The sequence below is a fragment of the Amycolatopsis sp. FDAARGOS 1241 genome (assembly GCF_016889705.1).
GTDB lineage: Bacteria > Actinomycetota > Actinomycetes > Mycobacteriales > Pseudonocardiaceae > Amycolatopsis.
In genome coordinates this window covers 2,151,088-2,173,080 of sequence record NZ_CP069526.1, presented here as the reverse complement: position 1 = coordinate 2,173,080, position 21,993 = coordinate 2,151,088, and the positions used below count along the sequence as shown (strand labels likewise).

17 protein-coding genes and 2 pseudogenes are annotated in these 21,993 nt (G+C 69.8%); 8 read left to right on the top strand and 11 right to left on the bottom strand.

Features of this window, described 5'->3' with window-relative positions; genetic code table 11:
- Positions 1–19: 19 nt before the first annotated feature.
- The 5 genes from I6J71_RS10745 to tig form a co-directional block, all read right to left on the bottom strand.
- Positions 20–436, bottom strand: coding sequence for a hypothetical protein (locus I6J71_RS10745; RefSeq protein ID WP_239154633.1), 417 nt, complete (start codon positions 434–436; stop codon positions 20–22).
- A 77-nt stretch (positions 437–513) separates the two neighbouring features.
- Complete coding sequence (gene clpX / locus I6J71_RS10740) at positions 514–1,809, bottom strand: ATP-dependent Clp protease ATP-binding subunit ClpX (RefSeq protein WP_204094584.1); 1,296 nt, start codon at positions 1,807–1,809, stop codon at positions 514–516.
- Positions 1,810–2,030: 221 nt separating this feature from the next.
- Positions 2,031–2,684, bottom strand: coding sequence for an ATP-dependent Clp protease proteolytic subunit (locus tag I6J71_RS10735; RefSeq protein ID WP_204094583.1), 654 nt, complete (start codon positions 2,682–2,684; stop codon positions 2,031–2,033).
- A 25-nt stretch (positions 2,685–2,709) separates the two neighbouring features.
- Complete coding sequence (locus tag I6J71_RS10730) at positions 2,710–3,309, bottom strand: ClpP family protease (protein WP_204094582.1); 600 nt, start codon at positions 3,307–3,309, stop codon at positions 2,710–2,712.
- Positions 3,310–3,448: 139 nt separating this feature from the next.
- Positions 3,449–4,837, bottom strand: a complete 1,389-nt coding sequence (tig, locus tag I6J71_RS10725; protein WP_204094581.1) for a trigger factor — start codon at positions 4,835–4,837, stop codon at positions 3,449–3,451.
- Between the two features lie 311 nt (positions 4,838–5,148).
- Between tig and I6J71_RS10720 the strand changes: the two genes are divergently transcribed.
- The 4 genes and pseudogenes from I6J71_RS10720 (at position 5,149) to I6J71_RS10705 (ending at position 12,449) form a co-directional block, all read left to right on the top strand.
- Positions 5,149–7,209, top strand: coding sequence for a fatty acid desaturase (locus tag I6J71_RS10720; RefSeq protein ID WP_204094580.1), 2,061 nt, complete (start codon positions 5,149–5,151; stop codon positions 7,207–7,209).
- A gap of 4 nt (positions 7,210–7,213) precedes the next feature.
- A complete protein-coding gene (locus I6J71_RS10715; RefSeq protein ID WP_204094579.1) occupies positions 7,214–8,056 on the top strand; it encodes a fructosamine kinase family protein in 843 nt (280 codons plus the stop codon).
- Positions 8,057–8,951: 895 nt separating this feature from the next.
- The gene (locus I6J71_RS10710; RefSeq protein ID WP_204094578.1) at positions 8,952–10,460 is read left to right on the top strand and encodes a cell wall metabolism sensor histidine kinase WalK; all 1,509 of its coding nucleotides are present in this window, start codon (positions 8,952–8,954) and stop codon (positions 10,458–10,460) included.
- Between the two features lie 201 nt (positions 10,461–10,661).
- Positions 10,662–12,449 (top strand): annotated as a pseudogene (locus tag I6J71_RS10705) (glycosyltransferase family 39 protein).
- On the opposite strand, the gene I6J71_RS10700 reads toward I6J71_RS10705, so the two are convergent.
- On the bottom strand, positions 12,424–13,017 hold the full coding sequence (locus I6J71_RS10700) for a hypothetical protein (RefSeq protein WP_204094577.1): 594 nt from the start codon (positions 13,015–13,017) through the stop codon (positions 12,424–12,426). The pseudogene I6J71_RS10705 and the gene I6J71_RS10700 sit on opposite strands and share 26 nt — an antisense overlap.
- A gap of 454 nt (positions 13,018–13,471) precedes the next feature.
- Between I6J71_RS10700 and I6J71_RS10695 the strand changes: the two are divergent.
- Positions 13,472–14,611: pseudogene (locus tag I6J71_RS10695) on the top strand (glycosyl transferase); the annotation flags it as partial.
- A gap of 186 nt (positions 14,612–14,797) precedes the next feature.
- Positions 14,798–15,505 (top strand): PP2C family serine/threonine-protein phosphatase, encoded by a 708-nt coding sequence (locus I6J71_RS10690; protein WP_204094576.1) that lies wholly within the window; start codon positions 14,798–14,800, stop codon positions 15,503–15,505.
- Here the strand turns inward: I6J71_RS10690 and I6J71_RS10685 are convergent.
- Genes I6J71_RS10685 through I6J71_RS10675 form a run of 3 tightly spaced genes read right to left on the bottom strand, consistent with a single transcriptional unit; the run spans position 15,494 to position 16,674 of the window.
- Entirely contained in the window at positions 15,494–16,021 is a 528-nt protein-coding gene (locus tag I6J71_RS10685; protein ID WP_204094575.1) for a DUF2127 domain-containing protein, read from the bottom strand. The two genes, I6J71_RS10690 and I6J71_RS10685, sit on opposite strands and share 12 nt — an antisense overlap.
- 48 nt (positions 16,022–16,069) lie before the next feature.
- Positions 16,070–16,498, bottom strand: a complete 429-nt coding sequence (locus I6J71_RS10680) for a hypothetical protein (RefSeq protein WP_239154631.1) — start codon at positions 16,496–16,498, stop codon at positions 16,070–16,072.
- The gene (locus I6J71_RS10675) at positions 16,480–16,674 is read right to left on the bottom strand and encodes a zinc finger protein (protein ID WP_204094574.1); all 195 of its coding nucleotides are present in this window, start codon (positions 16,672–16,674) and stop codon (positions 16,480–16,482) included. The genes I6J71_RS10680 and I6J71_RS10675 overlap by 19 nt, the downstream gene beginning before the upstream one ends.
- 104 nt (positions 16,675–16,778) lie before the next feature.
- On the opposite strand from I6J71_RS10675, the gene I6J71_RS10670 reads away from it, so the two are divergent.
- Together I6J71_RS10670 and I6J71_RS10665 are read left to right on the top strand one after the other, a co-directional pair.
- On the top strand, positions 16,779–17,612 hold the full coding sequence (locus I6J71_RS10670) for a Scr1 family TA system antitoxin-like transcriptional regulator (RefSeq protein ID WP_204094573.1): 834 nt from the start codon (positions 16,779–16,781) through the stop codon (positions 17,610–17,612).
- Between the two features lie 13 nt (positions 17,613–17,625).
- A complete protein-coding gene (locus I6J71_RS10665) occupies positions 17,626–17,820 on the top strand; it encodes a DUF397 domain-containing protein (protein ID WP_204094572.1) in 195 nt (64 codons plus the stop codon).
- Positions 17,821–18,395: 575 nt separating this feature from the next.
- Here I6J71_RS10665 and I6J71_RS10660 read toward each other — a convergent pair.
- Positions 18,396–20,762 carry a GH92 family glycosyl hydrolase gene (locus tag I6J71_RS10660; RefSeq protein ID WP_204094571.1) on the bottom strand — a complete coding sequence of 789 codons (2,367 nt, stop codon included), beginning with the start codon at positions 20,760–20,762 and terminating at the stop codon, positions 18,396–18,398.
- A gap of 159 nt (positions 20,763–20,921) precedes the next feature.
- On the bottom strand, positions 20,922–21,953 hold the full coding sequence (locus tag I6J71_RS10655; RefSeq protein WP_204094570.1) for a hypothetical protein: 1,032 nt from the start codon (positions 21,951–21,953) through the stop codon (positions 20,922–20,924).
- Between the last annotated feature and the right edge of the window lie 40 nt (positions 21,954–21,993).

Here is a 21,993-nt window from a genome sequence, read left to right as displayed (position 1 = left end):
CCGCGAGACCCCGCGACCGTCAGGAAGACACCCAGCGAGCCACGACCGACACCAGCCAGAAGCCCACCATCGTCGCCAGCGCCGTGAGCAGCGCCCATCGCAACTGGAGGCGGCGGGTGTCCGCGGCGCGCAAGAAGCGCAGGAAGTACCAGGCGAGCGCGAAGAGCGGGATGGGGATCAGCGGCAGCGCCGAGAGCCGCGTGGCGACGGCCACCAGGCAGACCGCCGAGAACACCGCCAGGGTGATCGTGGCGGCGCGGTACAGCCACGGGCACCGGCCCAGGATGGACGCGACCACGCGCTCGCTCAGCTCGACGATACCGACCGACGGGGTCAGCGGTCCGTCGGTCGGTTCCGGGGCCGGGGCGTCCGACAGCACGTCGGCGTCGGTCTTGGGGTGCTCCCCCGGGGCTCTGGTCAGCGGCACGGTTGTCATCCACTTCATTATCGCGCGTGCCGCGAACACCCTGGCGGCGGACTCCTGCAAACGGCTCACCCCGAGCGGTGAACGGCTCAGGCCGACTTCTCACCACGCTCGCTGCGGGTGCGCCGCGACGGCTGGCGCGCGACGATCGTCGGGTTCACGTTCTCGCGCACGGTCTGCTCGGTGATCACGACCTTGGCCACGTCGTCGCGGCTGGGGATGTCGTACATGACCGGCTGGAGGACTTCCTCCATGATCGCGCGCAGGCCACGGGCACCCGTGCCGCGCAGCATCGCCTGGTCGGCGATGGCCTCGAGCGCCGTCTTGGTGAACTCGAGCTCGACGTTGTCCATCTCGAAGAGCTTCTTGTACTGCTTCACCAGGGCGTTGCGCGGCTGCGTGAGGATCGAGACCAGCGAATCCTTGTCCAGGTGGTTCACCGTGGCGACCACCGGGAGGCGACCGATAAACTCCGGGATCAGGCCGAACTTGATCAGGTCCTCGGGCATCGTCTCGGAGAAGACGTCGCTGCCCTCGATCTCGGCCTTGGTGCGGATCTCCGCGCCGAAGCCGAGGCCGCGCTTGCCGACGCGCTCGTTGATGATCTTCTCCAGACCCGCGAACGCACCGGCCACGATGAACAGCACGTTGGTCGTGTCGATCTGGATGAACTCCTGGTGCGGGTGCTTGCGCCCGCCCTGCGGCGGCACCGACGCCGTGGTGCCCTCGAGGATCTTCAGCAGCGCCTGCTGCACTCCCTCACCCGACACGTCGCGCGTGATCGACGGGTTCTCCGACTTGCGGGCGATCTTGTCGACCTCGTCGATGTAGATGATGCCCGTCTCGGCGCGCTTCACGTCGTAGTCGGCGGCCTGGATCAGCTTGAGGAGGATGTTCTCGACGTCCTCGCCGACGTAGCCCGCCTCGGTGAGCGCCGTGGCGTCGGCGATGGCGAACGGCACGTTGAGCAGCTTCGCCAGCGTCTGCGCCAGGTAGGTCTTGCCGGTACCCGTGGGACCGAGCATCAGGATGTTGGACTTCGCGAGCTCGACGGGCTCGTCCTTGGAGTCCTTCGGTCCGGCCTTGTCGTCGGCCTGGATCCGCTTGTAGTGGTTGTACACCGCGACCGCGAGCGTCTTCTTCGCATCGTCCTGGCCGATGATGTACTGCTCGAGGAACTCGTGGATGTCGGCGGGCTTCGGCAGCTCGTCGAGCTTCACGTCGCCGGCTTCGGCCAGCTCCTCTTCGATGATCTCGTTGCAGAGGTCGATGCACTCATCGCAGATGTAGACCCCGGGGCCGGCAATGAGCTTCTTCACCTGCTTCTGGCTCTTCCCGCAGAAAGAACACTTCAGCAGGTCGCCGCCGTCACCGATCCGTGCCATGGCCGTTGACCTCGTCCCCTCCGGCGCGCGGTTGCGCGCCTGACACTGTCTTGCCGCTCCGGTCTGAGCCCGACCGTCCCGGAGCTTCACGCACTGCCACTGACGGTACCTGGCTTCAGGCGCGAGCGGGAACACTCGGGCCCGTTCCGGGCACGTCAGAGTTCGACACTAGACCAGGGGGCCGGTGCGTGTCGCCGATTCGACACGCACCGGCCCGGTGATCAAACGGCCGACGCCTTCCGGTACGGAAGGACCTCGTCGATCATCCCGTAGGCCTTGGCCTCTTCGGCGGTGAGGATCTTGTCCCGCTCGATGTCGGCCTTGATCTGGTCCGGTTCCCTGTTCGTGTGCTTCGCCAGGATGACCTCCATCTGGCGGCGCACACGTTGGATCTCGTTGGCCTGGATCTCCAGATCGGAGACCTGGCCGTAAGTGCCCTCGGTGGCCGGCTGGTGGATCAGCACACGCGCGTTGGGCAGCGCCAAGCGCTTGCCCGGCGTGCCAGCCGCCAGCAGCACCGCGGCGGCCGAAGCGGCCTGGCCGAGGCACACGGTCGAGATGTCCGGGCGGACGTACTGCATGGTGTCGTAGATCGCCATCAGCGACGTGAACGACCCACCCGGCGAGTTGATGTACATGTTGATGTCGCGGTCCGGGTCCTCGTGCTCGAGGTGCAGCAGCTGGGCCATCACGTCGTTGGCCGACGCGTCGTCCACCTGCACGCCCAGGAAGATCGTCCGCTCCTCGTACAGCTTGTTGTACGGGTTGGACTCCTTCACGCCGTAGCTGGTGCGCTCGACGTAGGACGGCAGGATGTACCGCGACTGCGGGGTCTGCGGAGCCCGGAAGTCACCCGGGAGCCGGAAGTTGCTCATGAGAGGTCTCCTGTGTGCTTCGCGCTCAGTTGTTCGAGGTGATGCCGGCCGACAGCACGTGGTCGACGAAGCCGTAGTCCTTCGCCTCCTGCGCGGTGAACCAGCGGTCGCGGTCGCCGTCCTTGATGATCTGCTCGGTGGTCTGGCCGGTCTGCTCCGCGGTGATGCGGGCGAGCTCCTGCTTCCACTTGTTGAACAGATCCGCCTGGATGGCGATGTCGGACGCGGTACCACCCACACCGGCCGACGGCTGGTGCATCAGGATCCTGGCGTGCGGGAGCGCGTACCGCTTGCCCGGAGCACCCGACGAGAGCAGGAACTGCCCCATCGAGGCTGCCATGCCCATGGCGTAGGTGGCCACGTCCGGGCGGATGAGCTGCATGGTGTCGTAGATGGCGAACCCGGCGGTGACCGAGCCACCCGGCGAGTTGATGTAGAACCGGATGTCGGACTCGGCGTCGTCCGCGTCGAGCAGCAACAGCTGCGCGGTGATCCGGTTGGCGATTTCGTCATTGACCTCGGAGCCGAGGACGACGATCCGCTCCTGGAGCAACCGCTCGAACACCGAGTCGGTGAGGGTGAGTCCCGCGGTGCCGGTCCGCCCCTCGGGCATGTGCTGCTTCACGTCTGCCTGCCTTTTCGCCGGCGACGGCCCTTCTTCGTATCGGCCGCCGCTGTCGTTTTAGTGCTTGAGATCTTGCAACCGACCCTAACGAACTCGGGCGGTGCGGAATGCCCGACACCGCCCAAGTTCGCTTACAGCTTTACTCCGCAGGGGTAGCGGCCGCTTCCTCGGTGACCTGCGTCTCGTCGGTGGCGGGGGTGTCACCCTCGTCGGCGCCGAACAGCTCGGTCAGGTCGACCGCCGCGCCCGACGCGTCCGTGACGGTGGTGCCGCGCACCACCGTCGCGAGCGCCTTGCCGCGGCGGACGTCGGCGTAGATAGCGGTCAGCTGGCCCGACTGCTGGGCGCGCTGCACGTACTCGTCGGGGCTCACGCCGAAGCGCTGGGCCTGGTAGATGATGCGCTCGGTGAGCTCGCCGTCGTTGACGGAGGTCTTCTCCTTGTCGGCGATGGTGTCCAGCAGCAGCTGCGTGCGGACCGCCTTCTCCGACTCCTCCTTGATCTCGGCGTTGAGCTCGTCGAGCGAACGGCCCTCGGCCTCGAGCGCCTGCGCGAGCTTGTCCTCGTCGTGGTCGAACGGGTGCACCGCGTCGTGCTTGCGGTTCTCGATCTCGGACTCGAGGACCTTCTCCGGGATCGGCACCTCGGTGCGCTCGAGCAGGATGTCGAGCACCTTGTCGCGGGCCTGCACGCCCTGCTGCATCTTCTTCACGCGGCCAAGGCGATCACGCAGGTCGCTCTTGAGCTCGTCGATGGTGTCGAACTCGCTCGCGAGCTGGGCGAACTCGTCGTCGGCCTCGGGCAGCTCGCGCTGCTTGACCGACTGGACGGTCACGGTCACCTCGGCGTCCCGCCCGGCGAACTCGCCGGCCACGAGCTTGGTGGTGAAGGTCTTCGTGTCGCCGGCGGCGGCGCCGATGATGGCGTCGTCGATGCCGTCCACGAGCTGGCCGGAACCGATCTCGTAGGACAGCCCGGTGGTGGAGGCCTCCTCCACCGGCTTGCCGTCGACGGTGGCCGACAGGTCGATTGACACGAAGTCGCCGTTCTCGGCCGGGCGCTCGACACCGGTGAGGGTGCCGAAGCGGGCGCGCAGCTCGTCGAGCTGCTCGTCGACCTCGGCGTCGGTGGTCTCGACGTCGTCGACGCTCACCTCGAGGCCCTCGAGGTCAGGCAGCTCGATCTCGGGCCGCACGTCGACCTCGGCGCTGAACTCCAGCACCTGGCGGTCCTCGAGCTTCGTGACCTCGAACTCCGGCTGGCCCAGGGTGCGGACCTCGCCCTCGCGGACGGCCTCGATGTACTTGGCCGGGATGGCTTCGTTGACGACCTCGTCGAGCACCGGCGCGCGGCCGATCCGGCTTTCCAGGACGCGAGCGGGCGCCTTGCCGGGCCGGAAGCCCGGGATGCGCACCTGCTGGGCGATCTTGCGGTAGGCGCGGTCGAAGTTCGGCTTGAGCTCGTCGAACGGCACCTCGACATTGATCTTGACTCGCGTCGGGCTGAGCTGCTCGACGGTGCTCTTCAAGGTCTTCTCCTCGAGCGGTAAACGATGTGGGCCGGAACGTCCCTCGGGACGGCCCCGGTCACCTGCTGACCGGGACGTCCGAGTCTAGGCCAGTCGCGTCGGCGGACCTGGTCGGGGGCACCCGAGCACCCCGCCCGATCAGCGGTCGAGCACCCAGCGCGCACGCGCGGTCGCCGCGGGGCGGAGATCGACCGGGCGCCGCACCTCGCAACGGGCCCCTTACAGTCCGGCCGGAACCGATTTACAACTGCTGGCTCATTGTCTAGGTTTGCTGCGCTTGGCCAGGTGCGCTCGACCGAGGAGACCGCTCGATGCCCGTCGTCGACAGCCGCCCGCCCGTGGCCGGCGAGCCGCTCGACGGCGCCACCGTGCCCAGCCCCAGGATTCCGCTCCCGCCCGCGTCGCTACCCACGCTCGCCCTGTTCGCCGGCGGGCTCGCCGCGTGGGGCACGGCCACGTGGCTGCTGCTGGCCGGGCCGGCGCCGTGGTGGGTGACGATCCCGGTCCACGCGCTCGTCACGTTCACGATGTTCACGGTCGCGCACGAGTCGGCCCACCACGCGGCCGGGAAGCTCACGTGGCTCAACGAGGTGCTCGGCCGGCTGGCGATGCTCTTCGTGGCCGCCTACGGGTCGTTCCCGTTCCTGCGCTTCATCCACATCGAACACCACCGCAACACCAACGCCGACGCCGCCAAGGACCCGGACGCGTGGACGTCGCAGGGCCCGTGGTGGCAGCTGCCGTTCCGCTGGCTGACGATCGACTTGTGGTACGTGCGCTTCTACGCCCGGCACGTGCACGGCCGGCCCCGCCCCGAGCGCGCGGAAACACTGGTGACGCTCACGGCCTTCGCCGCCATGGTGGTGACGGTGGCGGCGTGCGGCCACGGCTGGGAACTGCTCGCGGTCTACCTGATCCCGCAGCGGCTGGGGCTCGCGCTGCTGGCGTGGTGGTTCGACTGGCTGCCCCACCACGGTCTCGGCGAGAACCGCTTCGGCGCCACGCGGGTGCGCGTGGGACTGGAGTGGCTGATGACGCCGGTGATGCTGTACCAGAACTACCACCTCGTGCACCACCTGCACCCGGCGATCCCGTTCTACCGCTACCTGCGCGCGTGGAACGACAACCGCGACGCCTACCTGGCCCGCGAAGTCGCGATCACCACGGCGTGGGGCCGCGAGCTGACGCCCGCCGAGTACCGCACGTGGCGGCGGCTCACGGGGTGCTTCGAGGAGCCTCCCGCGCCGGCACCCGAGCCGCGCGGGCTGCGGCGCTTCCACTCGCTGCGGGTCGCTGCCGTGCAGCCGGTGGCACAGGACGCCGTGGCGATCACGTTCGACGTCCCGCCCGAGCTGCGCGAGACGTTCCGGCACGTGCCGGGCCAGCACGTCGTCATCCGCACGGCGGTCGGCGGCAGCGCGGTCCGGCGCACGTACTCGATCTGCTCCCCCGCCGGGGCGGACTCGCTGCGGATCGCCGTGAAGCGTCGCGACGGCGGGACGTTCTCGCCGTACGCGACGACGCAGCTGAAGCCGGGCGACGAGCTCGACCTGCTGCCCCCGTCCGGCGGGTTCACGCTCGCGCCGGAGCCCAGGCGCTCGGCGCACTACGTCGCGCTCGCCGCGGGCAGCGGCATCACACCCGTGCTCTCGATCCTGTCCAGCGCCCTGCGCGACGAACCGCACAGCCGCGCGACCCTGTTGTACGTCAACACTTCCGGTGCGACGACGATGTTCGCCGACGAGATCAGCGCCCTCGCCGGCGAGTGGGCCGGGCGCCTGCACGTGGTGCACTTCCGCACGGACGAACGCGACCCGGACCTGCACGCCCACCGGCCGGTGCGCCACTTCGACACCGTCGGTGAGGCACTGGCCATCTCGCACGAGCGCTACCGCAATGGCCGCCTCGACGGCACCCGGCTCCGTGCGCTGCTGCAGAACCGCCTCCACCCGGCGAAGGTCGACCAGTGGTTCCTGTGCGGCCCGCGCGGCTTGCTGGAGATGGCGCGCCGCACGCTGGCGGAGGCGTACGTGCCGGACGAGGACGTGTCGTTCGAGCTGTTCGCCGGTGCGCCCGCGCGTGGGCGCACCGGGGCGTCGGCGGCGCTGGCGGTGACGGTGGGGCGCTCGGTGACCGACGTCGTGACCTCGCCGGGTGAGACAGTGCTGGACGCGTCACTGCGCGCCGGGCTCGACGTGCCGTACTCGTGCACCGGTGGCGCCTGCGGGGCGTGCGTGGCGAAGCTGACGCGCGGGCGGGTCGACATGGACGTGCAGTACGCGCTCACCGAAGCCGACGTGGCGGAGCACCGGATCCTGACGTGCCGCGCGCGGCCGACGACACCCGAGGTCGCGGTCGACTACGACCGGTGAGAGCGTGGCCCGGGTGAGTCCTCCCGACGAAGTGATCAGCCGGCTCACGGGTCGGCGGGTGGTGCGCGCGGCCCGGCCGGGCGGCGCGCTGAGCGACGCCGAACTCGACGACGGCCCCGTCGTGGTCAAACGCGGCCACGCCCCCGGCGCGACGACGGCCGAAGCCGCGGGACTGCGGTGGCTCGCCGAACCCGGCGCCGTGGCCGTCGCGCGCGTCCGGGGCAGCGACCACGAGTGGCTCGTACTGGACCGGATCGAGACGGCGCGTCCGACGCCGGAAGCCGCCCGCGAATTCGGCCGCGGGCTGGCGCGGCTGCACGCCGCGGGCGCGCCGGCGTTCGGTTCGCCGCCGCCGGACGGCCCGATCGACGCGTGGATCGGGCCGGCCCCGATGAAGGACGCGACCGGGGAGAGCTGGTCGACGTGGTTCGCCGAGCAGCGAGTTCTGCCGTACGTGCGGCGGGCCGTCGACGCCGGCGTGCTCAGCTCGGCCGAGGGAGTTGTTTTCGCGCGCGCCTGCGCCGCGATCCCGGAGTCGGCCGAACCACCCGCGCGCCTGCACGGCGACCTCTGGAACGGCAACGTGCTCTGGACCGCCGCCGGCGCGTGCCTCATCGACCCCGCCGCGCACGGCGGGCACCGCGAGACCGACCTCGCGATGCTCCACCTCTTCGGCTGCCCGCACCTCGCCGAGGTCGTCGCCGCCTACGACGAGACCGCCCCGCTCGCGGCGGGCTGGCGCGACCGGATCCCGCTGCACCAGCTCTTCCCGCTCCTCGTGCACACCGTCCTCTTCGGACGCTCCTACGCGGCGCAAGCCATTGCGGCGGCGCGAACCCTGGTGTGACAGCGCCGGGACAGGGGGCGCACCGGCTCTCGCGGCCACCACGGTGGTCAGCGTTGTCACGGCCGGCGCAACCCCGTCGCCGCTCGCGACACCCGCCGCCGCACAAGCCGATGCAGCAGCGCCACCTCCACACCGACCCCGACAGCCCGGGCACCGGCTTCCGCGACCGGCCGGGCGGCTGCCGTCGTCCTGGCCGACGCAACCCGTGCTCGACACCTGCAGCCGCCACGCAACCCAGTGCGGCAGCACGATCTCCACAGCGACGCGACAGCTCAGATGCACCAGCACCCGCCACCGAGGCGGCAGCGCCCGCGGCAGCTGCCGTTGGTCACCTCGATCGCCGCCCGCAGCGACGACGGTTTTGCCAAGGTCTACACCGTCTGCGCCAGCACCGCGATGGGCGTGACGAGCCGCGACCAGGTCACCGTCGTCGCAACCTACAGGGCGGTGACTTGGCCGGTCTGCAGGAACTTCGTGAGTCAGCCGCCGCTGTCGTCGGCGGTCGCGAACTCGCCGTGGAGGGCCGAGCCGACCGCGCCGGGACCGCTCAGCTGCCCAGCCCGGGATCGCCGCGGACGCGTCGCCCGACGAGCCGCTCGCGACCCACACGATGATCCCGCCGCGGGCGGCGATCCCGCCGGCCGGCCACACCTGCGAGCGGGTGCGGGAGAAAGGTTTCCGGGCACGGGAACGTCCGGAGTGGACTGCCGGAGCCGGGGCGTGGTCATGGGGAGCTCCTTGCGACTGAGCCGGTTGGGGGCAACCCGGCGCACGGTGTGCGGTGACCCTGTGTGCCGCGCTGTGGCGAGCATCCGGCCGCGTTGTGATCCACGCCCACAGCGGGCTCACAGGCAGCACACATCTCGCCCACACGCTGCGGTCCCACGCTCGGGTCATGGCCGTCCGCGCGAAGTCCGCCCTGCCCCGCTGGGGCCGGCTTTCGCTGCGGGCGAAGCTGACCGTGTCGATCGTGCTGCTGCTGTCGCTGGTGTGCCTGGTGATCGGCGTGGTGAGCGAGTTCGCGCTCCGGGCGTTCCTGGTCAACCAGACCGACGGCCAGCTCTACGCCGCCACCGCCCGTGCCGCGGATTTCGCGACGCACGGCGGTCCGCTCGGCGGCCGCAACCCGCTGGACGCACCCGGCCAGGGCGCCGGCACCGTGAACGCGCACTTCTCCGGCGGACAGCTCGTCGACGGCGGATCGCTGTCCCAGCACGGCCAGCGCGTGATGCTGACGCCCGACCAGCTCGCGGCGTTGCAGAGCCTGCCGGTGGACGGCCGCGCGTACACCCGGACTGTCGGCGACCTCGGCGACTACCGCGTCACCGCCGTGGCCATCCCCGACGGTGTGGTCGTGACCGGGGTACCGCTGGAACCCGTCCAGCAGACGCTGCTCACCGTCGGGCTGATCCTGTTCGGCGTCGCGGCCGCGGGCGTGACGGGCGCGGCGTTCATCGGCGCGTTCGCGGTGCGGCGGACGTTGCGGCCGCTCGACCGCGTGGCCGCGACCGCCGCGCGCGTTTCCGAGCTGCCGCTGGACCGCGGCTACGTGGACCTTTCGGTACGCGTGCCCGACGGCGACACGGACCCGCGCACGGAAGTCGGCCAGGTCGGTTCGGCGCTGAACCTCATGCTCGGCCACATCTCGGCCGCGCTCGCGGCCCGGCACGAGAGCGAGCTGCGCGTGCGCCGGTTCGTCGCCGACGCGAGCCACGAGTTGCGCACACCGCTCGCCGCCATCCGCGGGTACGCCGAACTCGCGAGCCGCGGCCGCATGCAGGTGCCGCCGGACATCGCGCGGTCCATGACCCGCATCGAATCCGAGGCCGACCGCATGACGACGCTCGTGGAGGACCTGCTGCTGCTCGCCCGGCTCGACGCGGGCCGGCCGCTGGACGTCGCGGAGGTCGACCTCGCGCGCCTGGTCGCCGACGCCGTCAGCGACGCCCACGTCGCCGGCCCGACCCACCAGTGGCGCCTCGAACTGCCCGACGCCCCGCTCTTCGTCCTCGGCGACGTGCAGCGGCTGTACCAGGTGCTGGCGAACCTGCTGACCAACGCCCGAGTGCACACACCGCCCGGCACGACCGTCGGCACGGCGCTGGCACGCTCGGCGGACGGCAGCGCGGTCGTGACGGTGACCGACAACGGCCCCGGCATCGCCCCGGAGCTGCTGCCGGCGGTGTTCGAACGGTTCGCGCGCGGGGATTCGTCGCGCTCCCGCGCCGCCGGCTCGACGGGGCTGGGCATGGCGATCGCGGCGGCCGTGCTGGTGGCCCACCACGGGACGATCGAGGTCGACAGCCGGCCGGGGCACACGGAGTTCGCCGTGCGACTGCCGGTGCTGGTGCCCCTGCAACGGGCGCAGTCGCCGCAAGCACCCGTAGCGCAGCTCGAAGCCTGACCGGTTCCTCCCGCAGCAGACGGGCGTGTCCGGTGACGCTGTGACACTGCGTCGCACAGTGGGTACGCAGGGTTGGCACATGGGCGGCCCAGGGTGGGGCGACAGGGTGGGGACCATGACCGCCGTCGCGATTCCCGCCGTCCCCCCGAAACCGGCCAAGTGGCGCGGCCGCGCTGGGTGCGGCCCGCGCTGGCCGTCCTCATGGTGAGGACGGCGGCGCTGTACCTGGGGGACCTGAGCGCGTCGGGGTGGGCCAACGCGTTCTACTCGGCCGCCGCGCAGGCCGGTTCGCAGAGCTGGAAGGCGTGGTTGTTCGGGTCGAGCGACGCGGGCAACGGCATCACCGTGGACAAGACGCCCGCCGCGCTGTGGGTGATGGGGCTTTCGGCGCGGCTGTTCGGCGTGAACGCGTGGCGCGTGCTGGTGCCGCAGGCGCTGATGGGCGTCGGGTCGGCGTACCTGCTGTACGCGACGGTCCGGCGCACGTCGGGCGCGGCCGACGGGCTGCTGGCGGGCGCCGTGCTCGCCCTGACGCCGGCCGCGGCGTTGATGTTCCGGTTCAACAACCCGGACGCGGTGCTGGTGCTGGTGCTGATCGCGGCGGCGTACTGCACCGTGCGCGCGATCGAGCAGGCGAGCCCGCGGTGGCTCGCGCTGGCGGGAGTCGCGGTCGGGTTCGGGTTCCTGGCGAAGATGCTGCAGGCGTTCCTCGGTTGCCCGCGCTGGCGCTGGCGAACCTGATCGCCGCGCCGGCGCCGATGGGCAAACGCTTGCTGCACCTGCTCGGCGGACTGGCCGCGGTGGTCGTTTCCGCCGGGTGGTACGTCGCCGTCGTCGCGCTGTGGCCGGCCGCGGACCAGCCGTACATCGGGGATTCGCAGGACAACAGCCTGCTGCAACTCACCCTCGGCTACAACGGCTTCGGCCGCATCACGGCGACGAGACCGGCAGCGTCGGCGGCGGCCGCGGCTGGGGCTCGACCGGCCTGTTCCGTCTGTTCGGCACAGAGATGGCGGGCGGGATCGCGTGGCTGCTGCCGGCCGCGCTGCTCGCGCTCGCCGCCGGGTTGTGGTTCACGCGGCGGGCGCCGCGAACGGACCGCGGCCGCGCCGCGCTGGTGATCCGGGGTGGCTGGCTGCTGGTGACCGCGGTGGTGTTCTCGTTCATGGGCGGCATCATCCGCCCGTACTACACGGTCGCTCTGGCGCCGGCCGTCGGCGCGCTCGTGGGGACGGCCGTGGTCCAGCTGTGGCGGCTGCGCACCGATCCGGCCACGGCCGGGCTGCTCAGCGGCGGGCTCGCGCTGACGGCTGTGACGACGTACGTGCTGCTGATCCAGGAACCGTCGTGGCAGCCGTGGCTCGCGTCGGCGGTGCTGGCGGTCGGGTTGCTGCGCGGTAGCGGTGTTCTTCGTCAACCAGCTGGGGCGCGCTTTGGCGGTGGCCGGGCTGGTGACGCTGCTGGCGGGCTCGGGTGCGTACTCGATCGCGACGGCGGCGACTCCGCACAGCGGGGCGATTCCGGCGGGGGGCCCTTCGGGAGGGCGCGGTTTCGGTGGGCCAGGTTTCGGCGGTGGATCCGGCTTCGGCGGCGCCGGCGGCTTCGGTGGGGCGCGGTGGCGGGATGGCCGGTGGTCTCCTCGGCACGTCGGCACCCGGCGCGAACCTGACCGCACTGCTCGAACACAATGCGAAGTCGTACTCCTGGGCCGCGGCAACCGTCGGCTCCAACAACGCCGCGGGCTACCAGCTCGCGACCGGGCTGGCCGTCCTGGCCGTCGGCGGCTTCAACGGCACCGACCCCTATCCGACGCCGGCGCAGTTGAAGAAGTACGTCCACTCCGGACGGATCCACTACTTCCTGGGTGACGGCCTGATGATGCAGGGCTCCTCGGGGAGCGACTACGCCCGGCAGATCGCCGCGTGGGTCGCGGAGAACTACCGGGCGACCACAGTGGACGGTGTCACCGTGTACGACCTGACAACCTGAGATACGCCTCGCCGCGCGGCGAAACCCGGTACCCGACTTCGAGGGACACCGTGAGACCCAGGTCCTTGAGCTTGCGGACGGACCGCTTGAACACGAGCAGTTCCTGCCAGCCCAGCTGCTCGGCAAGGGTGCCGGCCCGGAGCCCGGGGTTCGCCTGGATGGCTTCCAAGGTCGGCCTCGTCCACCCCGGCTTCGGCCCGGTGGCGTCGAACCGCTGCAGCCGCGCGTCGATCGCCGCGACGTCATCGGCCGTGAGATCGGCGGCGGCCGCCAGCCGGTCCCGCGGATCCCCTTCCTTGACGACGCGGAACCGTACCCGGTACAGCGGCACCTCCTCGCCCCCGCGCAGGTTCGCGATCAGCTCCGCCCGATTCGCGTACCCGGCCGCGACGGCGTCCTCGTCCGTCAGATCCCCCTCGGCGATCTCGTCGACCTCCTCCACCTCGATCAGGTCGACGCCCGTCCGGTACCGGTGCCCGGGGATCGCTTTGCTGCGCGCCCACCGGCGCACCATCAGCGTGATGCGCCCGTCGTGGATCCCCTCACGCAACCGAGCTTCGAACAACATCATCCGATCCTACGGCGGTACGCCTCGATATCCTGCCTTCGAACCGCCCGGCATCTCCTCCGTTTCTGGCCCGTGCCACGCCGACCGACATTCAGCGTGCCACAGCTCGGCCGCGCCCATGGCCGGCCGAGCTCGGTTGTCCACAGCGCACCCGAGTTGTGGACGGATAGCCCCCGTCAGCCCCTGTTTCGCCGGAACTGTCGGGGGTCGCCGATAGACTGCGCATGGGACGCCCCCCCGTTACCTTTGTCATGGTTCCTGATCAAGGAGCTGTGGTCGCCAGGTCCGGCATGACTTTGTCCCCCAGTCGCAGGCATGATCCGTGGGGTGGTGTCACCGGACCTGGTGGCATCGACCGACCGCTGATAGGGACACGGCCACCGCTGGGTAGGTCTCGTCGCAGGCGTGGGTGCCGGCGCTCGATGCCTGATCGGCGGCCACGTCCGACGAGCGAAGCGTCGTCGAGCTCTGGCCGGCGTCTTCGCGCCCCTACATCGGCGGCTCCCCCGGCGACAGCCTGCTGGAACTCGCCCTCGGCTACAACGGCCTCGGCCGCATCTTCGGCGGCGAAGGCAACCTGGGCGGTGGCGGGTTCGGCGGCGGAGTCGGCGGCAACACGATGTTCGGCGGCAGCTCCGGTCTCGGCCGCATGTTCGGCGCGAGCTTCGGCACCGAGGTGTCGTGGCTGCTGCCGGCCGCGATCATCGGGCTCGTCGCGGGCCTGTGGTTCACCCGCCACGCGGGCCGCACCGACCGCACGCGCGCCGCGCTGATCGTCTGGGGTGGCTGGTTGTTCGTCACCGGGCTCGTGTTCAGCCTGATGAGCGGGACGGTCCACCCGTACTACGCCGTGCAGCTCGCCCCCGCGATCGCCGCGCTGGGCGCGATCTCCGGCCACGCACTGTGGCGCGGCCGCGCCACCACCGGCCCCCGCGCGACGCTCGGCGCGATGATCGCCGTGACGGCCGTCTGGGACTTCATCCTCCTCGACCGCACCCCCGACTGGTTCCCCGCGCTGCGCTGGCTCGCCGTGGTGCTCGGGTTGCTGGTCGCGACGGTCGTGGTGGTCGGGGTGGTCGGGGTGCCACCGCTGCGCAAGGCGTCGACCGTTGCCGCCACGGCCTGCGTGCTGACGCTCGGCCTCGGCACCGCCGCGTACGCCGCCGAGACGACCGCCGTACCGCACAGCGGGTCCATTCCCACGTCCGGCCCGGCGGCCAGTGGGTTCGGCGGCGGATTCGGTGACGGGTTCGGTGGTGGTCCTGGCGGTGGGTTCGGAGACGAACAAACCGGGAGCGAAATCGGACAACTGCTGGCGAGAACCACCACCAAGTGGGCGGCCGCGATGACCGGTTCGCAGTCGGCCGCGAGCCTCGAACTGGCCGCCGGCAAATCGGTGATCGGCATCGGCGGCTGGAGCGGCAGCGACCCCGCGCCGACTCTGGCGGAATTCCAGCGCTATGTCGCCGACGGCCAGCTCTCCTACTTCGTCGACGGCGGCCGCGGCGGTTTGAGCGAGATCACGGAGTGGGTCGCGGCGAACTTCACCGCGACCACCGTCGGCGGGCAGACCGTCTACGACCTCACCAAGTGAGAGCCCGGAGGCCACCCCGCGGCGCGGCGGGGTGGTCTTCGCCGTGCCGCAGAGTGACTGAAGCGCTCAGGTGAAGAAGTGGTGTAGGCCATCAGGGGAAAAACAGGCACGTCTCAGCACCTTCCCAGGAATCGGGCGCATTCTGGGAAGGGCAGGGGGAAAGTCGCGAACACCCGGGAGGTCCCGATGACCCGATACCCGCGCTGGCACACCGCCAGCGCACAGGGCCCGCGCGAGCGCAACGCCGACGCCGTGAGCGCGTACGCCCTCGCCGGCGCCCCCGGGATCACCTTCGCGCTCGCCGACGGCGTGGGCGACGACCCCGGAGCCGGCCGAGCTGCCCAGACCGCTGCCGCGGCCGCCGCGCGCACGCCGGTGCAGAGCGGGCCCGTCGCGGCGATCCTCAACGCCCAGCAGGCCCTGCGGGATCTCGGCGGCACCGGCGACGCCGTGCTCGTGGTCGCCATGCCCTTCGCCGGTGGTTACCGCATCGCGTGGGTCGGCGACGCCCGCGCGTACGCCTGGGACGGCACCATGACCCGCAAGCTCACCACCGACCACACGATGGCCGAATACTTCCGTGCGCGCCACCAGCCTTATTCGCCGCGCATGGAGCATCTGGTGACGACCAGCGTGCGCACCACCAAACCCGACGAGATCGGCGCATGCGAACTCGTCGGTGGCGGGCTGCTGCTCGCCAGCGACGGCGTGCACAAGGTCCTGCCGCCCGCCACGCTCGACCGGATCCTCGCCGACCCCGAGCGTGGCGCCGCGGGGCTCGTCGAGACGGCCATCAGCCTCGGCGGCACGGACAACGCGACCGCACTGTTCGTCGAGCAGCCGGAGGTGGACGTCGCGGCGATCGTGACGGAGCGATTTCCCTCAGCTGCCTGAGCCGCCCGCCGAGCCGCCTTGGTCACGCTGACTTGCGCGTTCGCGGCGCAGCTGCCGGTACTCCCGGTAGACGAGCACGATGATCAGCACGTCGAGCGCCGCGAAGAACGGCAACGCGATCGAATGCGTCTCGATCGCCCGGTACACCTCGTACGCCACGAACGCGGCCAGCACCACCATCGCCACCGGGTATGCGCGTACCCACTTGCGCGCGAGCGCCCACACCAGTGCGAGTTTGATGACACCGTGTGCGAGCAAATACACCACCGCGAACGTTTTGGTCCCACCGTTCACGAAGCTCTCGGTGGCCAGCTCGAGGTGCCGCGCGAGGGTGCCGGACGGGTCGCCCAGCAGGTCGCGCGTGATCACGGCGTGGGCGAAGCCCGTGACGACCGTCGACGGGATGAACACCAGGATCAGCGCGCCGATCACCTGGAGCGCGCCGTCGAGCCCCTTGAGCGCGATCGCGATCCTGAACAGCCGATCGGTGTTCGTGGCCTGTTTGTTCTCCGCCATCGCCCCAGCCAACACGAAAACTCCCCGGTACGCGCGGGTGCACACCCGTCAGGAGGATCCACCGAGCCGGGCTTGGCACGCTTCGCACCGTTCGTGACGGGCTGAGCGGTTGGTGGCGTCGCGTCCGTAGAACGGGTAGCACGCCGCCCCGCACAACGCGAGGAACACGGCCCCGCACCGCAACGGCCGTGCCCCCACGTGGTGCGCGATCCCCATCGCGTGGCGGCGCGCGCCGGCCTCGGGCAGCCAGCCGTGCGGCGGCAGGGTGGCCAGCAGCGCGTCGTTCAGCTCATCGGACCTGGTCACCAGGGCGCCGCCCAGGTCGAGGAGGCGCTCACCCAGGTCGCGCAGCGCGTCGGGGCGGGGTGCGTCCTCTTCGATCGTGCGGGTGAGGAAGGCGAGGTCGGTGGCGAGTGAGGCGTGCAGATCCCGGATCCGCGCGAGCAGGATCGCGTCGGTCACGTGCGGCTCAGCCACGTCGTCGAACACCGCACGCAGGTCGGGTCGAACCAATTACCGCCGAGCTCCGGAACGTCAGTGACCGTGACGGTCACCTCCACCCCGCACAACGCGACGAACGATTCCTCCGGCCGCGGCGCGAAAGGCCCCTCCAGCGCGTGACGTTTTCCCTCGGCCTGCTGCCATCTCAACACGACGGTCTCCCCTATTCAGCAACGTGCCGGAACATTCGGCCTGTGCCCAGCTGCAAACACAAGCCTCGCCGCGGGTGATCGCCCGGCTACGTATCATCACCACCATGACGAAGCCTTCCGGTACCCCGCGCGCCGTGGCGCTGGGTGCGGCACTGCGCGAAGTGCGCGAAGCGAATAAGTTCGGCCTTCGCGAACTGTCCCGGGCACTCGACCTCCCGGCCAGTCTCGTCGTGCACTGGGAAGCCGGCACCCGGACGCCCTCCACCGACGACGTGGCGAACGTGCTGGGCTTCTTCCGCGTGATCGGGGAACCGAAGAAGCGGATCATGGACCTCGCGCGGCACGTACGGGAGCCGAACTGGATGGCCAACGGTGCCGCCGAATTGACCCCGGAATTGACCACCTTGTTGCAATACGAACAAGGCGCGAAGGTAATCACCGACTGGGCGCTCAACTTTATTCCCGGGCTGCTGCAAACACCTGACTACGCTCGCGCCATCTTCGAGGCCTCCGGATTGTCAGTTTCGCAAACCGACGCGCGAGTTCGAGTTCGCCTGGACCGACAAAAAATTCTCACCAACCGCGAGCCGATCACCTATTCCGCGATCATCGGTCTCCACGCCATCGATGAACCGGTCGCGCCAAACTGGATCATGTCCGACCAGATGGACCACCTTCTTGCCATGTCAGAGCGGCCTAACATCAACCTCCGAGTCCTGCCACGTCAGCCGAGTTACCACCCCGGAATGCTTGGCTCATTTGTGCTCTACGAATACGAACACCGGAATCCGATTGTTCTTCTCGAGCAACACAGCACCACTTCGTTCCTCAGCAGCGATAAGGATTGGGTCCTGTATCGGCAGCTTGCTAGACTTCTCGGCGGAGAGACGTTGAGCGAGGAAGCCAGCCGCGCGGTCATCGCGGAGGCGGCAAGTTAGGCGGAGGCCAGACATGCAGACTGCCCAGTGGCGGACGTCGTCCTACAGCGCGGCGAATTCCAACTGCGTCGAGGTGGCAGTCGCACAGCAGGTCAGTGTCCGGGACACCAAGAATCGCGAAGCGGGACAACTCACCGTCTCGCGGGAGGCGTGGCAGGGCGTCCTCGGCACGTTGCAGACAGCCCCGGCGACCGACCCGACCCACTGACCCACGGCCCCGCCGAACCACGAACCGGCGACCCACTGGCCCGGCCGACCACGGGTCGACTCCGTTGATGGAACCCGAACACCACACACACGGCGATGCTCGGCACTGCTCACCCTGGTGGAATCGGCACACCGTCAACACCACGCCGCGACACCCGCCGGTTGAATCCGCACACCACACACACGGCGACGCCCGGCACTGCTCATCCTGGTGGCATCAGCACACCGGAGAACACGGCGATACCCGGATGCGCATCCCCATGACCGAACCGGCGCACCCGCTGACACGATCAGACCCGAGCGGCGACCCCGTGATCGAATCGGCACACCCAGCAACACGATGAAGCCCCGGGTGCAGACCCCATGATCGACGCGGCACACCCAGCAGAATCGGCACATCCGGCGACACGATGCCGCTCGGGGTGCGGATTCGTTGGTCGAATCCGCACCCCGAGCTGTCAGCACTTCATCACTTCAGCACATCAGTGCTTCAGAACATCGAGCTAGCGAGCCGTCAGGCGGTCGAGCCGTCAGGCGGTCCAGCTGTCCAGCCGTCGAGCCGTCGAGCCCGGGCGGTCAACCGCGGGTCGCGCCCATCGCGGGCGGGCCGGCGTCGACGCCGAAGTTCGTCGGCTGGTCGGAGAGCTGGATGTGGATCGTCCCGGCCTTCAGCAGGTCGGCGTGGGAGAGCCAGCTCTGGCGCAGCTTGCCCTTGTTCGTGTCCGCGGAGGACACGTACTGGAGCTTCGAGGCGTCGGCGCCGGGGGCTTCGATCTCGATCGTGCGTCCGTGTTCGGGGTGGATCTGCACCTTTTCGAACATGGGCGAGGTGATCACGTACTTGGCCGACCCGGGCTGGGTCTCGAAGATGCCCGCCATGGCGAAGACGAGCAGCGACGACGTGGCGCCGAGGTCGTCGTTGCCGGGCATGCCGTAGACGTTGTCGGTGAAGAGCGTCCGCATGGCGCGGAGCACGGCCGACGTCTTCCACGGCGAGTTGGTCCACGTGTACATGTACGGGGCGTGGAAATCGGGCTCGTTGTTCGGGTTGAAGGCGAAGTTGTTGTGGTAGTCGTACGCGCCGGTCACCCACGAGTCCGAAGCGGCCTTGGCCGGGTCGGTGAGCACGGTCGGCATGTCGAAGAACTTGTCCAGCCGCTGCTCGGCCCCGGCGGGACCGCCCATGAGCCCGAAGAGGGTGCTCGGGTCCTGCTGGGCGAGCCACTCGTACTGCCACGCGGTGCCTTCGTGGAAGGCGTTGGTCTGCGTCGGGTCGGGGTTGCCGACCACGGAGCCGTCCGCGTTGCGCGGGACCGGGAACCCGCTGAAGCCCTGTGACGTGACGCTCGGGTCCCAGAGCTTGGTGAAGTTGTCACAGCGGGACGCAAGAGTCTTGGCCTTGTCCTGATAGCCCAGCCCCGCGGCCATGGTGGAAAGCGAACAGTCGGCGAGCGAGTACTCGAGGGTGGCCGAGCCCGCCTGGCGGCTGTCGCCGTACTTGTAGCCGGGGAGGTTCTGGTAAGCGACCCAGCCGTTCTGGACGTAGCTCGGGTTGCCGTCGCGGCCGCGGAAGATCGACTGGTCGGCCGGGACCTCGTTGACGTTCTTCCAGAGCGCGTCGAAGAGCTGGTGCGAGGTGCGGTTGTCGAGCAGGCCGCGGTTGTAGATGTCGACGAGGAACGGGGTGACGGGGTCGCCGCTCATCACGTTCGTCTCGCTGTTGCCCAGCGCCCAGCGCGGCAGCCAGCCGCCGTCCTGGTAGATGTGCAACACGGATTTGGCCATGTCCGCGGCCTTGTCCGGGTGCAGCAGCGCCACCAGCTGGTTCTGCGAGCGGTAGGTGTCCCACAGCGAGAACATCTGGTAGTACGTCGAATCCGCGCGGTGCACCTGGTCGTCGAAACCCCGGTAGCGGTTGTCCACATCGGACCCGACCGACGGGTGCAGCAGAGAGTGGTAGAGCGCGGTGTAATACGTGCGCTGGTCGGCGGTGCTGCCGCCGGCGACGCGCATGCGGTTGAGCTCGTCCTGCCAGGTGTTGTGCGCTTGCCCACGCGCCTTGTCGAACGACTGCGGTTGCTCGGCCTTGCGGTTGAGGCGCGCGCCGTCGACCGAGGTGTAGGACAGGCCCACGGAGATGCCGACCTGGTTCTTCTGCGCCGGGTCGAACGTCACCCACGCGCCGGCGCGCTGGGTGCCACGCGAAGCGTCGCGCTGACCGGGCGTGAGAGTGCCGTCGGTCCAGGTGCCGAACGACGAGAAGGCGTGGTCGAACTTGGCGCTGAAGAAGATCCGGTAGCGCTCCTTGCCCGTCTCACCGCAGAAGTTGCCGCCCTGCAGCCAGCCTTCGACGGTGTCGTTGCCGACCACGTGGACGTCGCCGGCGTAGGTGGATCCGTTGCTCTGGCCGACCTCGATGAGCACGTTCTCGGGGCCCGAGCCGGCCGGGTAGGTGTAGCGGTGCTGGCCGGTCCGCTGCGTCGCGGTGAGCTCGGCCTGGATGCCGTTGTCGAACTTCACGCCGTAGTAGCCCGGCGCACGGGTTTCGTTGTCGTGGCTGAACTTCGCGCCGTAGGCCGCCGGGTCGGACGAGGTGACAGCGCCGGTGGTCGGCATGAAGCGGAAGTTGCCCATCGTCTGGCAGCCCACGCCCGAGAGGTGCGTGTGGCTGAAGCCGAGGATGGTGTTCTGCTTGTAGTCGTAGGAGGCGTACTGGTTCAGCTGCGTGTCGGGGCTCAGCTGCACCATGCCGAACGGCACGGAGGCGCCGGGGAAGGTCGTCCCGTCGCCGTTGTTGCCGATGCTCGTGTCGACCAGCGTGGTGGGGTCACTGGCGAAGCGGGGTTCCTTGTCGGGCTGGGCCGTGGCGGCCGTTGCGCTCGCAGCCGTGGCGAGGGCGGTGGCCAGCACGAAGGCGGCGAACACGCGTTTCCGCGCTCTCATCGCGTTCCTTTCGGTGTGACAACGTTGTCAATTCGGGGCGTCTTTGATCCTCGCCTCTCGGGTGGGGTTCCGTCAATCCACCGCGTGTACCAGTGGCCGATTTACCAGCGACTGAATCGTTCCGGTGGTGCAGACCACTGTCACCGTTGTCAACGTGGGTCAGTGCCAGGGTTCCGCGGCGGTGCGGACGGTCGTGTCCCGGTCGGCGGCTTCCTCGATGGCCAGGGCGATGCGGTGGTCCTCCAGGCCTTCGGCCAGCGGGTACGGCGCCGGGCCCTCGTCGCGCGCCCAGCGAGCCGTGTCTGCGAGGAGGGTGGCGATGGCGAGCTCCTCGTCGTTCCAGCGCCGGCCCTGGAAGGCGTTGCGGTAGAGGACTTCGGAGCCGAAGGTGATGTGGTCGGTGTCGTAACCGTCGAGGTCGAGGTCGTAGCCGGTCTGGCGGCGCACGAGCGGCGTGCGGACGATGGTGCGCTCTTGCGTGAGCCGCAAGGCTTCGTGGTCGGTGAGCTCGCCGTGGGTGCCGCGGACCAGCAGCCGGCGGGCCAGGAGCTGGTTGTGCCACTGGTTGTCGGTGAAGTCGTAGACGCCAAGGCCCTGCGGGAAAAGCACGGTGGCCACCGTCGTCGTCGCGGCCTTGGTCTCGACGACGGGTGCCCAGCCGGCGCGGGACAAGGGGTCGGCGAGCGGGGCCGTGGTCCGCGTGGCGCGGACCTCGACCGGTCCCAGGCCGGCGCCCAGGAACGTCCGGATCAGCGACACGGCGTGGTACTGGTGCGTCGAAGACACGTCGACACGCGTGATCGGGCCCAGCACACCCGAACGGGCCAGCGCCAGCCGCGCCGCGTGGGCCGGCACGCGGGTGTACTGTTCGGCCACTTGGACCAGTCCACTGCTCCCGACGTCGTGCCACAGCGCGCGCAGCCCGTCGAGATCAGGCGCGGGCGGGGTTTCCGCGAGCACCCGCACGCGGCGGCCCACCAAGTCCACGATCAGCGACGGCGTGACCGCCCACGGCACGGCCGTCACCACGAAGTCCGGCTTCTCCGCCATACACTCGTCCAGCGACGTGAAGACCGGCACCGGCAAGTCCTGAGGACTGCGGGAAACCACGCCGACGCACTCCAGTTCCCCCGCAAGGCGCCAGAAGTACTCCGCGCGCCAGCCCGACCCCACGATCGCGTATTTGGTCACGCGATCAACGTATCTCGGTTGCCTGCGCTGCGACCATGGA